The sequence below is a fragment of the Arthrobacter sp. StoSoilB5 genome (genome assembly GCF_019977235.1).
Taxonomy (GTDB): Bacteria; Actinomycetota; Actinomycetes; order Actinomycetales; family Micrococcaceae; genus Arthrobacter.
Window position 1 is genome coordinate 4,345,718 of sequence record NZ_AP024646.1, and the last position, 13,346, is coordinate 4,359,063.

Below are 13,346 nucleotides of genomic sequence, written 5' to 3' on the forward strand. Positions count from 1 at the left end.
GGGCGTAACGATCCCTTTGCGAACAACTCACCCCGGGAGCAACGAGCTACAGCAACTCCCCGTCCCGCATCCCATACCGGACCCAGCTGCCCACCGAACCGGCGGCGGCACAGCGATCGAACCACTCCCCCAGCGCGCGGTCGTGGCTTACGATGACCAGCGTCCCTGAGAAGTCGGCGAGGGCAGCTTCCAACTGCTCCACGAGCACTGGCGCCAAGTGGTTGGTGGGTTCGTCCACGATCATGGTCTCGTAGCTGCCCAGGAGCAGCCGGGCAAGGGCCAGCCTGCGTTGCTGCCCGGCGGAGAGGCTGCCCACGGGAACGTGGAACTCCGCAGGCCGGAACAAGCCCAGGCGAAGCAGGGCCTCGGCGTGTTCATCGATGTTTCCGCCCAGTCCTGCGGCAAACGCCGGAAGCAGCCGGAGCCCTGGACGCGGCGGCACGTCGAGTTCCTGCTGTAAGTAGCCCACCGCGCCCTGAACGGCCAAGGTCCCGCTGGCTGGCTCAAGCGTCCCGGCGAGCACAGAGACAAGGGTTGATTTTCCGGCGCCGTTTGGCCCGGTGATGAGGACCTTTTCCCCGGTTTCGACGCGCAGGTCGGTCGGTCTGAGGCGTCCGGGAACACTAATGCCGCGCGCTTCGATGGCTGGCCCAGCGGCTTCCACCAGCTGAACGTCAAGCTGCGCGGCGAGCTTCAGCGGCACGGGTGGCCGGTCAACGGGGTTCTCTTCGAGCCGCCGCAGGCGTTCCTGGGCGTTCCGAACTTTGCTGGTGGCTGCGCGCTGCCATGTGCCTTTCTTGAAGCCGGTGGCAAATTTGTCGTTATCGCGAACCCGGCCGTAGCCCATGCCGCCCGAAACCGTGGCTGCCTGGAACCGCTCAGCGGCCATGGCGCCAAGCCATTCCTCGTACTGCTGCACCCACCGGGCACGCTGGGCGGATTTCTCCCGAAGGTAGCCTTCGTAGCCGTTGCCATACCTGTTGACGGAACGGCGCTCGGCATCCACTTCGATGACTGTGCTGGCTACCTTCCGTAAAAGGACACGGTCGTGCGAAACCACCACCACGGTGCCTCGATGCGCAGCCAACCTCGACTCAAGCCAGGCTGTGCCGTTGGCGTCCAGGTGGTTGGTGGGCTCGTCCAGGAGCAGGGCTTCGGCAGGATCCGCCAGCAGGCAGGCGAGGGCAACGCGCTCCTGCTCGCCGCCGGACAAAGATCCAAGCGTTCGACGCCGGTCCAGGCCTCCCAGCCCCAGCCGGTCCAGCGCTGCCTCCACCCGGGACTCCGCGGCGTACCCCTCACGGAGTTGGTACTGGGTCTGCAGGTTTCCGTAGAGCTCCAGGGTTTCTGGGTCCGCGTCAGCCAGGTCCTGCTCCAGTTCGGCGATGCTGGCCTCAAGCGAACGGAGTGCCGTAAGGGACTCGTCGATCGCGTCGCCGACAGTAAGGGAGGCAGGAAGTCCGTGCGTCTGGGCGAGGTAACCCACGCGGTAGCCGGCGTTCCCTGCCAACCCTGCCGTGCCGTCGTCGGGCATTTCCACGCCGGCCAGCAGGCGGAGAAGGGTGGATTTTCCTGCCCCGTTTTCGCCAACAATGGCTACGTGCTCGCCGTGATCGATGGTGAGGTCGACGCCGTGGAAAAGTTCGCGGTCCCCGTAGCCGTGGGAAACGCCGGAAAGGTGAAGGTAGTCAGTCAAGAGGAGTCCTCGCAAAGTCCGCAGTGAATGGCAGGGAACCGCTGGGGCACTGCCGTAGTGGGTACTGGGATGCAGCCGGATGGAAGGGCTGCGCTCAAGACTTCATCGGTCCAGACTGCCCGGCGAACGCGGGCACGTCAAGTTTCAGGCTGCAGCTACCGCCCGCTTCCGCCGTGCCTTTGCCAAGCGCGTACCAATCAGTCCCTGCCGCGGACTGAACAGATAGACGACGGCGAACACAGCACCCTGGGTGACCACCACCATGGCCCCGGATGCAGTATCCAGGTAGTAGCTCAGGTAGATGCCGGAGACGGAGCACACCACGGAAACAACTGGTGCAATAACCAGCATCCTGGAGAACCGGTCCGTCAACAGGTAAGCGGTGGCTCCCGGAATGATCAGCATGGCCACCACCAACACCACACCTACGGTCTGCAATGCCACCACTGACGTCAGGGCCAGCAAGCCGAGCAGCAGGGCTCCCAAGCGGCGCGGCGACAGGCCGATTGCGTGGGCGTGCGTGGGATCGAACGCGTAGAGCGTGAGGTCCCGGCGCTTGAGGATCAGGATCGCGAACGCAACCACGCCGAGGACCACCACCTGGATGAGGTCAGGGACGCTGACGCCCAGCAGGTTGCCGAAGATGATGTGGTTCAGGTCGGTCTGGCTGGGCGTGACGGAGATCAGCACCAGGCCCAGCGCGAAGAGCGAGGTGAACACGATGCCGATCGCGGCGTCTTCCTTCACCCGGCTTGTGTTCCGCACAACACCGATCAACGTCACCGCGATCAACGCGAACACCAACGCACCGAGCGCAAACGGCGCACCCACGATGTAGGCGAGAACGACGCCGGGAAGCACGGCGTGCGAAACGGCGTCGCCCATGAGGGACCAGCCGATCAGGACCAGCCAGCAGCTGAGGACAGCGCAAACCACGGCGGCAATCGCCGTGGTGGCGAGGGCGCGGACCATGAAGTCGTAGCTCAAAGGTTCAAGCAGGAATTCCACGGCTTAGCCCCTGTTCATCACGTCGAGGCCGAATGCCATAGCCAGATTTTCAGGTTGCAGGACCACGTCCGGGCTGCCATGCATCAGCACTTTACGCATCAGGAGCACGGCCTCATCGCAGAGCTGCGGGAGGGCGTGGAGATCGTGGGTGGAGATGAGGATCGTGGCGCCGTCAGCGGCAAGTTCACGCAAGAGCCTTGTAATGGTGGCTTCCGATCGCTTGTCCACTCCGGCGAAGGGTTCATCCAGCAGCATCATGGTGGCGCCTTGGGCGATGCCCCGGGCCACGAAGGCGCGCTTCTTCTGCCCGCCGGACAGCTGGCCGATTTGGCGGTCGGCGAATTCGCCAAGCTCCACCCGTTCCAGGGCTTGTTCGACGGCGTCCCGGTCCACCTTCCGTGGGCGGCGGGTGAAGCCCAGGTGCCCATAGCGGCCCATCATCACCACATCCCGGACGGACAAGGGAAATGCCCAGTCCACGTCCTCACTCTGCGGGACATAGCCGATGCCGGCTTCCTTGCGGGTCTTCATGGGCGGGTGACCGTTGATGAGAACCCGCCCGGAGTCTGGTTTCACCATGCCCATGATGGTCTTGAACAGCGTGGACTTGCCGGAGCCGTTCATGCCAACCAATCCACAGATACGGGAGTGGTCCAAGGTAAGGGACGCGGAGTCCAGGGCCAGAACCTCGCCATAGTGGACCGTGACATTCTCGACGACGATCGCGGGGCTGCTCATGACGTTCCTCCTGCCAGTGCTGTGGTGATGGTCTTCGCATCGTGGCGGATAAGGTCCAAATATGTGGGAACGGGACCGTCTGCCTCCGATAGCGAGTCAACGTAAAGGACGCCGCCGAATGTGGCCCCGGTGGCGCCAACGACCTGACGCATGGGGGCGTCTGAGACGGTGGATTCGCAGAACACTGCCGGGACCTGGTTGTCTTTGACGAATTCGATGGCCCGCGCGATCTGCTGGGGCGTGGCTTGCTGCTCAGCGTTCACAGCCCAGATGTAGACCTCCTTGAGTCCGGCATCCCGGGCGAGGTAGGAGAATGCGCCCTCGCAGGTCACAAGCGCCCGGTGTGCTTCCGGCAGCACGGAGAGCTTGGAGACCATCTCATCCTGGACGGTCTGCAGTTGAGCGTTGTAGGCCTTGGCATTGGCTTCAAACTCGCTGGCGTGGGCCGGGTCCAGTTTGGCGAAAGCCTTGGCCATGTTGTTGGCGTAGATCTGGACGTTGCTGGGGGACATCCATGCGTGCGGGTTCGGTTTTCCCTGGTAGGAGTCTTCTGCGATGGGCATGACCTTCACGCCGTCACTGACCACTGCGTGGGGAACGTCGAGCCCTTCCACGAATTGGGAAAACCATGCTTCGAGGTTAAGCCCGTTATCCAGGATGAGGTCGGCTTGGGCAGCCTTGCGAATGTCCCCGGGAGTGGGTTCGTAGCCATGGATTTCAGCTCCGGCCTTGGTGATGGATTCCACGCGGAGCTTGTCACCCGCAACGTTTTTGGCGACGTCGGCCAACACGGTAAACGTGGTCAGGACAACGGGCTTGTCATCACCCCCGGCAGAGGAATTCCCTCCACAGGCGGACACCCCGAGCACGAGAGCGGATGCGGTCAGTAGGGCAGCGAAACGGCGGACAACTTTGGCGCGCCGAAACGGAAAGTTAGGCATACCGAAAATTGTAGCCAAGCCCGGGCCACGCAGCAAAGATAGGCTGGTCATATGGGCACCATTTCGACGCGGGCGAGGCTTTACCGGTTTAACGCCCCGGACGCCGTGGCCATAGCTGCCTACCTGGGGTTCACGGTCTACTTCACCTTCGCGGGCGAATCAGTAGAGCGAATGATGCTCCAGCTTTTCCCTGACCCTGCCACAGCGTCCTATGCCGTTAACGCGGTCTTTTATGCCGCCGTCGGGATTTTCGCCTTGGCCTCCGCTTGGCGCGTCGCTGGCCGCGACCTCAAGATCCTTGGCACACGCCCCTGGTTCACTCTAGGCATGGTCCCGCTTGCGGTGGTGGTCATGCTGATCGTGACCGCCCTACTGGTTGCGGCCCTCGGCACCGCGCAGGCTTCCGAAAACCAGTTGGGCATCCAAGACCTCCTCCAGCGCGTACCGGCCTGGATGATGGTTCCGCTGTTGGTGGTCCTGGGGCCGTTCGTGGAGGAGTACTTGTTCCGGCACCTGCTGATCGGCAAGCTGTCCCAGTTCGTGAATATTTGGATCTGCAGTGCCATCTCGGTGGGAGCTTTCGCATCGATCCATGTGGTGGGCCGGGAGGGGCTGGCGTTGCCGGCCTTGGCGCCCTATCTCGGCATGGCCCTGGTGCTGGTGGCGGTATACGTGTGGACGGGAAAGAACCTGATGTTCTCCTACCTTGTCCATGCGGCCAAGAACCTCCTGGCAGTGGTCCTCATTTATGGGATCCCGCCGGACTTCCTCCCCAATTAAGCAACAGCCCGGGATTAAGCAAGAGCGCCAAGACCCACAATGGCCCGCCCAAGGCCGCGAGTTCGGCATCAGCCAAGGCCATTACTAGACTCGGACTGTGAACAACCATCTCCCTGCCAAGGTTTCCGACATCTTTGACCCCTCACGCTGGCGCACCGTTTCCGGCTTTGACGACTTCAAGGACATGACGTACCACCGGCAGGTTGAGCGTTCTGCGGATGGCACGGTCAAGGACCTGCCCACTGTACGCATCGCCTTCAACCGCCCCGAAGTCCGCAACGCGTTCCGTCCGGGAACTGTGGACGAGCTTTACCGCGCCATGGACCACGCCCGCATGACGCCGGACGTCGCCACGGTCCTGCTCACGGGCAACGGACCCTCGGAGAAGGACGGCGGGCACTCGTTCTGTTCGGGCGGCGACCAGCGCATCCGGGGCCGCGACGGCTACCGCTACCAAGTAGAAGGCGCTGCAGGTGATTCCGCTGAATTCATCGACCCCGCCCGTGCCGGCCGCCTCCACATCCTGGAAGTCCAGCGGCTCATGCGCACCATGCCCAAGGTGGTCATCGCCGTCGTCAACGGTTGGGCGGCCGGCGGCGGCCACTCGCTGCACGTCGTCAGCGACCTCACCATCGCCTCGCGCGAGCACGGCAAGTTCAAGCAGACGGACGCCACGGTAGGAAGTTTCGACGCCGGATACGGCTCTGCGCTGCTGGCCCGCCAGATCGGGCAGAAAGCCGCGCGGGAGATCTTCTTCCTGGCCCGTGAATATTCCGCCGAGGACATGGTCCGCATGGGCGCGGTCAACGAGGCCGTGGACCACGCGCGCCTTGAGGAGGTTGCACTGGAGTACGCGGCGGATATCGCCCGACAGTCCCCGCAGGCCATCCGCATGCTGAAGTTCGCGTTCAACCTGGCCGACGACGGCCTGGCCGGCCAGCAAGTCTTCGCCGGGGAGGCAACGCGGCTGGCCTACATGACGGACGAGGCCGTGGAGGGCAAGGAAGCCTTCCTCCAAAAGCGCGACCCCGACTGGTCCAACTTCCCCTACTACTTCTAGGACTCCCCCGTGGACATCGATCCCGTACTCAAAGCACTGGCCGCTGCCCTGCATGGCGAGGGTCCCGCCGTCGAAATTGTGGTTCACGAGGACGGCCAGCCTGAAGCCGTTCCCGTAGAGACCGGAGTGGAAGAGGCCGCAGTTGTGGTCCGAACCTCCGGCTCCACTGGCACGCCAAAGGCTACCGTCCTCACTGTGGATGCCTTGGCGGCCTCCTCCGTGGCCACGGCCATGGCATTGCGCGGCGAAGGACAGTGGCTGCTCGCCCTCCCCCTGCAGTATGTGGCCGGTGTCCAGGTCCTCGTTCGCTCGCTCTACGCAGGGACACGGCCTTGGGTGATGGACCAGTCGAACGGCTTCACGCCCGAGGCATTCACCGCTGCCGCCGGGGAACTGACGGACAAGATCCGCTTCACGTCGCTGGTGCCTACCCAGCTCCAGCGGCTCCTGGACTCACCCGCCCCGGAGACTCTGGCCGTCCTGCGCCGCTTCAACGCCATACTGCTGGGTGGCGCGCCGGCGTCGGCTGAGCTGCTGGCAAATGCCCGCGCGGAAGGCCTGAACGTCGTCACCACGTACGGCTCCGCCGAGACGTGCGGCGGGTGCGTCTATGACGGCGAGCCGCTGGACGGCGTCGAGGTCCGCATCGGGGACGGCGAGTTGGAAGGCCGCATCCTGCTGGGCGGCGAGACGGTGGCGGTGGGCTACCTTGACTCCCCGCGCGCCACAAAATCCGCCTTCTTCGAGGAGGATGGCGTGCGTTGGTACGTAACCGGGGACCTCGGCGAAGTTGCCGACGACGGCAAGCTCACCGTCCTGGGCCGTGCCGACGACGTCATCATCACCGGCGGCGTCAAGGCCTCGGCCGCATACATCCAAAGCAAGCTGGAAGAGCTCGACGGCGTCACCGCGGCTTTCGTGGCTGGTGTCCCATCGCGCGAGTGGGGCCAGGCCGTGGCGGCTTACGTGGCCATGACCGATCCGTCGCCGGAAGGCCTGAAGGGGTTTACGGCCCGCCGGGAAGCAGCTTTGGGGGTTTTGGCTCCCAAGACCGTGGTTGCCGACAAGGAATTGCCGATGCTGCCCAACGGAAAACCGGACAGGCTGGCCATGATCGAACAGCTTTCCACCGCGCATCAGGGACAATAGACACGTTCTGCCCTGATGACTGTGACTAAAGATCAACGCGAAATACACGAGGTACTACACGTGGCGACAGCTGCACAATGGATTCAAGGAGCCCGGCTCCGCACACTGCCCGCGGCGATCGCCCCCGTACTGATCGGTTCGGCAGCGGCGTTCGAGCTCCATGCTTTCCGGCTGCCGAACGCGATCCTGGCGGCGCTCGTGGCGCTCCTGCTCCAAGTGGGCGTCAATTACGCCAATGACTACTCGGACGGCATCCGTGGCACGGACGAAGACCGTGTGGGGCCGCTGCGCCTGGTTGGCTCCAGACTCGCCAAACCCGAGCAAGTGAAATGGGCGGCCTTCGGACTTTTCGGCGCGGCCATGGTGTGCGGGCTGATCCTGGTCATCATCACCCAGACCTGGTGGCTGATCCTGGTGGGCATCGGTTGCGTCCTGGCGGCCTGGGGCTACACGGGTGGCAAAAACCCCTACGGCTACCTTGGCTTGGGCGACGTCTTCGTTTTCGTGTTCTTCGGACTCGTGGCAACGCTCGGCACCACTTACACCCAAGCGGGACAGGTCAGCCTCGCAGCAGTCATTGGCGCGATCGGCACAGGACTCATCGCCTGCGCCCTGCTGATGGCCAACAACGTCCGGGATATTCCTACGGATGCCGCGGCCGGAAAACGCACTTTGGCTGTGCGCCTGGGAGACAGGCACGCCCGCGAGAGTTATGTGCTGATGTTGGCAGTCGCCATCCTGCTGGTGATCGTTCTGGCGCCCACCAAGCCTTGGATGTTGATCGTCCTCTTGCTCATTCCCGCGTGCCTGATGCCTGCTTGGCTGATGGTCAACGGCAAGAAGCGCAAGAGCCTCATCCCCGTGCTCAAGCAGACCGGCCTGATCAACCTTGGTTACAGCCTGCTGTTCTCGCTCGGCCTGATCCTGAGCCGCGGCTTCTGAGTTTCTGTACGGAAACCTACTTGGAACCCGGGCGTTTGTCGTTATTGACGACGATGTCCGGGTTCTGCTCCACCAGGCCATCCTCCGCCTCGGCGTCTTCAACCTCGCCAGCAGTGCGGATGGGCTTGGCGCGGCCGGAAAAACGCTCCCGCATGGCCGCCGTGGCAGCGTCGCGCTGCTTCTGGAAGAAGAGGTAGCTGATGGCGAACGCGATCAACCCCGCGAAGATCACCGCCAGGATCCAGCCCACCTGCAAAAAGGCGAACAGGACGAACAGCGGCACAAACAGCGCCAAACGGATGAGGGAATACTTCAGGAAAGCCACTATCCCAGTTTAGCCGCCCGGATGGTTGCACTCTGATCACAGCCGGAAGCAGGCGTCCAGTGAACGCCTTCCGGAGACTAGACTTGGTGCATGCTCCGGGTTGTTGGCGTCGTCGTCGTCCTTGTTATCTTCGTCTACGCCCTCGTGGATGTTATCCGCACCGATGGCAGGTTGACGCGCGGCATCTCCAAGCCGGCATGGATCGTCGTCATGATCGTCCTGCCGCTCCTGGGTGCGGTCCTCTGGTTTATCTTCGGCCGGCCCTATGGCAAGCCATCGGCACAGCCCATCCGCCGCCACCCCACCGCACCGGACGATGACCCCGAGTTCCTCCGCAACCTTGAAACCCGCCGACGGAACACGGCCGAAGAAGAGCGTCTCAAGAAGCTCAAAGCAGAGCTCGAAGCCAAGGAGCGGAAGCTCAACGGTACTGATGGTGCGGAGGGCAGCCACGGCAACAAAGCCCCCGGATACAACTCCGGCGATGCCAAGCGCGGCGAGCCGGATCCCCATGACACCGACGAACTGAAGTAGGGAACGTGGCCCAGCAGGCTGATGGATCGCGGCAGTCATTCACTACCGTGTCATCCATTGGCGGGCCACCAACGTCCACGCCGCCGCCCCGCCCCGGCGTTTCCATGTCTACTCCGCCTCACATTGACGGCGTCGTGCGCCCACCGGGCCCAGCACTGCTGTCCAGGTGGTTGTGGGTAGCGAGCTTCGCCGCCGGGATCGCCGTTGTCCTCACCAGTTTCCTTTCCCGCGACTCGCACATTGACAACCTGGAAGGCGTCATCGCAGGCATGGTCCCTGATGGCGACACCCAGGCAATCGAGGGCGCAACCGCCGTCGTGTTCCTGGGAAGCCTGGCCATGCTGGCGCTGGTGGTCGCGATGGAGGCGGTCCTGCTGGCCGTCGCATTCAAGCGGCGGAGCTGGGCGCGCTGGCTGCTGGCGCCCGTGATCCTCCTGCACGCCGTGGTCACGGTGGTCACCTCCGACTTCGTGGTAGCTCCGGGGAGCGACGGCATCCTGTCTACCGTGTTGCTCGCTGCGCAGTACGTGTTGGCAGCCGTGGCGCTGGTGCTGTTGTTCTTGCCCTCCACTACCGCCTGGCTGCTCAGCGGACGCCGGCGCGCGACAGAAATCTAACGCGTCCTCTCGGCTCAGAGCCCGGAGTACGAGTGCAGGCCGTTAAAGACCGTGTTCACGAGTGTGAAGTTGATGATCACGCATGCGTAACCGACGATCGACAACCACGCTGCGCGGGTTCCTGTCCAACCACGTGTAGCCCGGGCGTGGAGGTAGCCGGCGTAGACCACCCAAATAACGAACGTCCACACTTCCTTGGGGTCCCAGCCCCAGAACCTGCCCCATGCCTTTTCGGCCCAGATAGCACCGAACATGAGCGTAAACGTCCAGCCAATGAACGCAATCGCATTGATGCGGTAGGAAAGGTTCTCCAAGCTCAAGGCATTTGGAACCACCCGCATGAAGCCAAGATTGTCCGCACGGCCGGCGGCCAGGTTCTTCTGCCGGTACGACTGAACCAGCTGCAGCGCAGACATGGCGAACGTCAGGGTGAACAGGGCGGAGGACAGCACTGCGATGGACACGTGAATGACCAGCCAGTAGCTCTGCAAAGCCGGCACCAGGTGGCCCACCGGAGTCCAGAAGGATATGGAGGCGGCAACGAGCATGATGATGGCCAGGCCGATGACGAACGTACCAAGGAACCGCAGGTCCCGGCGGATGAGCACGATGAGGAAGACGGCCACGGCCACGAAAGCGCCGGTGGTGAGGAACTCATACATGTTGCCCCACGGCACGCGGCCTGCGCCCAATGCACGGGTCACAACGCCCGCGCCGTGAATGAGCACGCCCAGCACCGTCAACGCCACTGCCACACGGGCGGGCACGCGGCGTTCGGCTGCGTACTTCATGTCGCCTGCCGCCGTGCCTCCTTCAACGGTGAGGCCCGACGTCGGACGCTCAGCCCGGCCAGCCGGCCCACCGGCGTCGGCCCCTCCCAAGTCTCCGCTGGCGCGACCAGCCGCTACGGCCACCTTCTCCGAAGGAGAGCTGGCAGCGGCCTTCAAGTCGATTGCACGCAGTGCCTTGCTGCTCTTGGCCAGGTCCCAGGCAAATGCGATAAACGCCACGGTGTACGTGCCGGCGGCCAGCAGCATGAACAGCTCGCTGTACTGGCCCAGGGTTTCGTTGATGACGGGCATTACTGGTCCTTCGAGGTTGGGGAAGAGACTGTGGGGGTTGTTGCTGGGTCACCGGAGCCAGAGGGGAGCTGCCATTCCCTGGCAAAGAGTTCGTGGAGGGCTGCTGCTTCGCCGGCCAGCCGGTGGTCTTCGCCTCGGGCGAGCAGGCCGTATTCCACCATGGTGCGGCCGTCCTCATGGGTTCCAGTGCGGACCCAGACGCGGCGGCGGTTGACGTAAAGGGACGTGACCAAACCTGCGACGGCCAGCAACCCGAAGATCAACGCATACAGCTGGCCCGGGTTGTGGTGGACGTCCACGCCAATGTACTTCTTGACTCCGTCGAAGCTGATGCTGCCCCTGCCGTCCGGCAGTGTTTTCGTCATGCCTGGGGCAAGCGTGATTCCGCCGGCTTCGAGTTTCCGGCCGTTGAGCTGGGTGAGGTTCCTGACGTCCAGCTCGAAGACGTTCTGGGGCACGCCCTTGTCCAAGCCGAGATCGCCGTAATAGGAATCAAGGCTCAACTGTGGGTTGATGAGTTCTGGATCGCCGCTGAACGAAATGCCGTTCTCGGATTTGAAGGCCGTGGGCAGGAAGAAGCCTTGGAAAGCAAGCTGGTCCGGCTTGCCGTCCGGGACCTTGATGACCACGGATGAGTAGTAGTTATCGCCCTGGACCTTGGCCGTGACCGGACCCTGGAAAGCAATGTTCCCTTCACCATCGCGGACGGTCACCACGGGTGCGTAGCCGTTTCCGGTGAGGTAGAGGCTGGTGCCACCCAACGAGATGGGATCGTTGACCTTGAGAACTTCCTTCTTGGCCGGCGAATCCGGAGTTTCCTTGGTGGTGACCTCGGCGGTGTAGTCGATGGGCTGGCCAAACTTCTTCGGCGATTCGCGGTCGAACGTGGCCTCGAATTTGTCCAACTGGATGGAGTAAGGCTGCAGCGAACTGCTCTGGAAGTTGGTCCCCGGCGTGAATTGGTCGTAGCCCACCAGCGTATTGACGAACGTGTCACCTTCCACCAGGATCCGTTGGCCGCTGTACCCGAACAGGCCGCCAATCGCCACGGAAACCAGCACGCCGATCAACGAAGTATGGAAGACCAGGTTGCCGACTTCCTTCAGGAAACCGCGTTCGGCACCCAAGGACGGGAGGTCGCCGTCGACGTCCCTGACCTCCACGCGGTAGCCGCGCTTCTTGAGCAGTCCAGCGGCGTCGTTGATGGCCTTCGACGCCGGGATCCCGGCGTCGGCGGGCAGCGCCAAGGTGCCGTACTCCGGCAGGCGCGAAAGGCGCTTGGGAGTGCGCGGCGGCTGTGACTTCATCGCTTTGTAATGCGCGATGGCGCGGGGGGTGACGCAGCCGATCAAGGAGATAAACAGCAGAATGTAGATGGCGGAGAACCACGCCGAGGAGTAGACGTCGTAGAGCTGCAATGCGTCGAGCACCTGGCCATAGGACGGGTTGTCCTTGATGTACTGGGTGACAACTGCCGGATTGGCCGCGCGCTGCGGGAACAGGGACCCGGGTACGGCACCAACAGCCAACAGGAGCAGCAGGAACAACGCCGTGCGCATGCTCGTCAGCTGGGTCCAAGCCCACCGAAGCATGCCCAGGATGCCCAAGGAGGGCAGCGCGGCCTCGGCCTTGGCCTGCTGGAGCTTTCCTTGCGCTGCGTTGGTGTTCGTGCTTTCAGCGGCTGGTGACTTCTTCTTGGCTTTCACGGACTCGCTCATCAGATTGGCAACTTCACATCGGTTTGGAACCAGTACTGCAACTCAGTCACCCAGGTTCCCCACACGCCGGTGGCCATCAGGATGCCGAGCAAAATCAGGATGCCTCCGCCTATCCGCTGGATCGCCAGGCGGTGCGTGCGGAAGAAGGACATGACGCCCATTCCCCGCCGGACGGCAAGGGCAATCAGGAGGAACGGAATACCCAGGCCAAGGCTGTAGACGAAGGCCAAAAGCGCACCCTTGGCCGCCGAGGATCCGCCGGACAGGCTCAGCAACTGTACCGCGGAGTATGTGGGGCCGATGCACGGGGCCCAGCCCAGCCCGAACGTCAGTCCAAGAAGCGGCGCACCCCACAGCCCGGCGGGCGGCTTGGCATGGATCTTGGCGTCCCGCTGTAACCAACCAAAGCCACCCATAAAGACGATGCCCATGAGGATTACCAGAATGCCCAGCAGTTGGGTGATCCAAGCATTCTGCGGACCTGTCAGGAGGGTCCCGAGTTGGCCGAACGCACCACCCAGGAGGACGAAGATCACCGAGAAGCCCAGGACGAACAGCCCAATACCGGCCAGCATGCGGCCCCGCCGCTGCTTCTGGAGGTCGACGCCGGTCAGGCCGGTCACGTACCCAAGGTAACCGGGGACGAGCGGCAGCACGCACGGCGAAAGGAACGAGACGAGTCCGGCCAGCAGCGCAACCGGCACGGCAAGCAGCAATGATCCATTCAGGATCGTCTCGGCGAAAGGACTGTTCATC

14 protein-coding genes are annotated in these 13,346 nt (G+C 63.4%); 6 read left to right on the plus strand and 8 right to left on the minus strand.

Annotated features, from left to right (window positions below):
* Window positions 1–46: 46 nt before the first annotated feature.
* The 4 genes from LDN75_RS19635 to LDN75_RS19650 all read right to left on the minus strand — a co-directional run bounded on the left by LDN75_RS19635 (window position 47) and on the right by LDN75_RS19650 (window position 4,383).
* Complete coding sequence (locus LDN75_RS19635; RefSeq protein WP_223934369.1) at window positions 47–1,696, minus strand: ABC-F family ATP-binding cassette domain-containing protein; 1,650 nt, start codon at window positions 1,694–1,696, stop codon at window positions 47–49.
* A gap of 144 nt (window positions 1,697–1,840) precedes the next feature.
* A complete protein-coding gene (locus LDN75_RS19640; RefSeq protein WP_223934370.1) occupies window positions 1,841–2,704 on the minus strand; it encodes a metal ABC transporter permease in 864 nt (287 codons plus the stop codon).
* A gap of 3 nt (window positions 2,705–2,707) precedes the next feature.
* A complete protein-coding gene (locus LDN75_RS19645) occupies window positions 2,708–3,442 on the minus strand; it encodes a metal ABC transporter ATP-binding protein (RefSeq protein ID WP_223934371.1) in 735 nt (244 codons plus the stop codon).
* Window positions 3,439–4,383 (minus strand): metal ABC transporter substrate-binding protein, encoded by a 945-nt coding sequence (locus LDN75_RS19650; RefSeq protein WP_223937640.1) that lies wholly within the window; start codon window positions 4,381–4,383, stop codon window positions 3,439–3,441. Before LDN75_RS19650 ends, LDN75_RS19645 begins: the two co-directional genes overlap by 4 nt.
* 51 nt (window positions 4,384–4,434) lie before the next feature.
* Here LDN75_RS19650 and LDN75_RS19655 point away from each other — a divergent pair, with 51 nt between their 5' ends.
* The 4 genes from LDN75_RS19655 to LDN75_RS19670 all read left to right on the plus strand — a co-directional run bounded on the left by LDN75_RS19655 (window position 4,435) and on the right by LDN75_RS19670 (window position 8,314).
* On the plus strand, window positions 4,435–5,163 hold the full coding sequence (locus tag LDN75_RS19655) for a CPBP family intramembrane glutamic endopeptidase (protein ID WP_223934372.1): 729 nt from the start codon (window positions 4,435–4,437) through the stop codon (window positions 5,161–5,163).
* A 97-nt stretch (window positions 5,164–5,260) separates the two neighbouring features.
* Window positions 5,261–6,223: a 1,4-dihydroxy-2-naphthoyl-CoA synthase gene (locus LDN75_RS19660; RefSeq protein WP_223934373.1), complete on the plus strand. Its 963-nt coding sequence runs from the start codon at window positions 5,261–5,263 to the stop codon at window positions 6,221–6,223.
* Window positions 6,224–6,232: 9 nt separating this feature from the next.
* Complete coding sequence (locus tag LDN75_RS19665) at window positions 6,233–7,372, plus strand: AMP-binding protein (protein ID WP_223934374.1); 1,140 nt, start codon at window positions 6,233–6,235, stop codon at window positions 7,370–7,372.
* 60 nt (window positions 7,373–7,432) lie between these two features.
* Window positions 7,433–8,314, plus strand: coding sequence for a 1,4-dihydroxy-2-naphthoate polyprenyltransferase (locus LDN75_RS19670; protein ID WP_223934375.1), 882 nt, complete (start codon window positions 7,433–7,435; stop codon window positions 8,312–8,314).
* 16 nt (window positions 8,315–8,330) lie between these two features.
* On the opposite strand, the gene LDN75_RS19675 is transcribed toward LDN75_RS19670, so the two are convergent.
* Window positions 8,331–8,642 carry a DUF4229 domain-containing protein gene (locus LDN75_RS19675; RefSeq protein WP_223937641.1) on the minus strand — a complete coding sequence of 104 codons (312 nt, stop codon included), beginning with the start codon at window positions 8,640–8,642 and terminating at the stop codon, window positions 8,331–8,333.
* Window positions 8,643–8,729: 87 nt separating this feature from the next.
* Here LDN75_RS19675 and LDN75_RS19680 point away from each other — a divergent pair, with 87 nt between their 5' ends.
* Both LDN75_RS19680 and LDN75_RS19685 read left to right on the plus strand, forming a co-directional pair.
* Entirely contained in the window at window positions 8,730–9,173 is a 444-nt protein-coding gene (locus tag LDN75_RS19680) for a PLD nuclease N-terminal domain-containing protein (protein WP_223934376.1), read from the plus strand.
* A gap of 104 nt (window positions 9,174–9,277) precedes the next feature.
* Window positions 9,278–9,790, plus strand: a complete 513-nt coding sequence (locus tag LDN75_RS19685) for a hypothetical protein (RefSeq protein WP_223934377.1) — start codon at window positions 9,278–9,280, stop codon at window positions 9,788–9,790.
* Window positions 9,791–9,804: 14 nt separating this feature from the next.
* On the opposite strand, the gene ccsB is transcribed toward LDN75_RS19685, so the two are convergent.
* The 3 genes from ccsB to LDN75_RS19700 are packed head-to-tail and all read right to left on the minus strand — an operon-like array spanning window position 9,805 to window position 13,345.
* Window positions 9,805–10,872 (minus strand): c-type cytochrome biogenesis protein CcsB, encoded by a 1,068-nt coding sequence (gene ccsB / locus LDN75_RS19690; RefSeq protein WP_223934378.1) that lies wholly within the window; start codon window positions 10,870–10,872, stop codon window positions 9,805–9,807.
* Window positions 10,872–12,590: a cytochrome c biogenesis protein ResB gene (locus tag LDN75_RS19695; RefSeq protein WP_223934379.1), complete on the minus strand. Its 1,719-nt coding sequence runs from the start codon at window positions 12,588–12,590 to the stop codon at window positions 10,872–10,874. Before LDN75_RS19695 ends, ccsB begins: the two co-directional genes overlap by 1 nt.
* Window positions 12,590–13,345 (minus strand): cytochrome c biogenesis protein CcdA, encoded by a 756-nt coding sequence (locus tag LDN75_RS19700; RefSeq protein WP_223934380.1) that lies wholly within the window; start codon window positions 13,343–13,345, stop codon window positions 12,590–12,592. The genes LDN75_RS19695 and LDN75_RS19700 overlap by 1 nt, the downstream gene beginning before the upstream one ends.
* Window position 13,346: the final 1 nt, after the last annotated feature.

Bases quoted from the DNA above. Each gene is read 5' to 3' on its own strand.
- LDN75_RS19645 (WP_223934371.1), bottom strand. From the start codon at position 3,442: ATGAGCAGCCCCGCGATCGTCGTCGAGAATGTCACGGTCCACTATGGC.
- LDN75_RS19650 (WP_223937640.1), bottom strand. From the start codon at position 4,383: ATGCCTAACTTTCCGTTTCGGCGCGCCAAAGTTGTCCGCCGTTTCGCT.
- LDN75_RS19655 (WP_223934372.1), top strand. From the start codon at position 4,435: ATGGGCACCATTTCGACGCGGGCGAGGCTTTACCGGTTTAACGCCCCG.
- LDN75_RS19680 (WP_223934376.1), top strand. From the start codon at position 8,730: ATGCTCCGGGTTGTTGGCGTCGTCGTCGTCCTTGTTATCTTCGTCTAC.
- LDN75_RS19685 (WP_223934377.1), top strand. From the start codon at position 9,278: ATGTCTACTCCGCCTCACATTGACGGCGTCGTGCGCCCACCGGGCCCA.
- ccsB (WP_223934378.1), bottom strand. From the start codon at position 10,872: ATGCCCGTCATCAACGAAACCCTGGGCCAGTACAGCGAGCTGTTCATG.
- LDN75_RS19695 (WP_223934379.1), bottom strand. From the start codon at position 12,590: ATGAGCGAGTCCGTGAAAGCCAAGAAGAAGTCACCAGCCGCTGAAAGC.
- LDN75_RS19700 (WP_223934380.1), bottom strand. From the start codon at position 13,345: ATGAACAGTCCTTTCGCCGAGACGATCCTGAATGGATCATTGCTGCTT.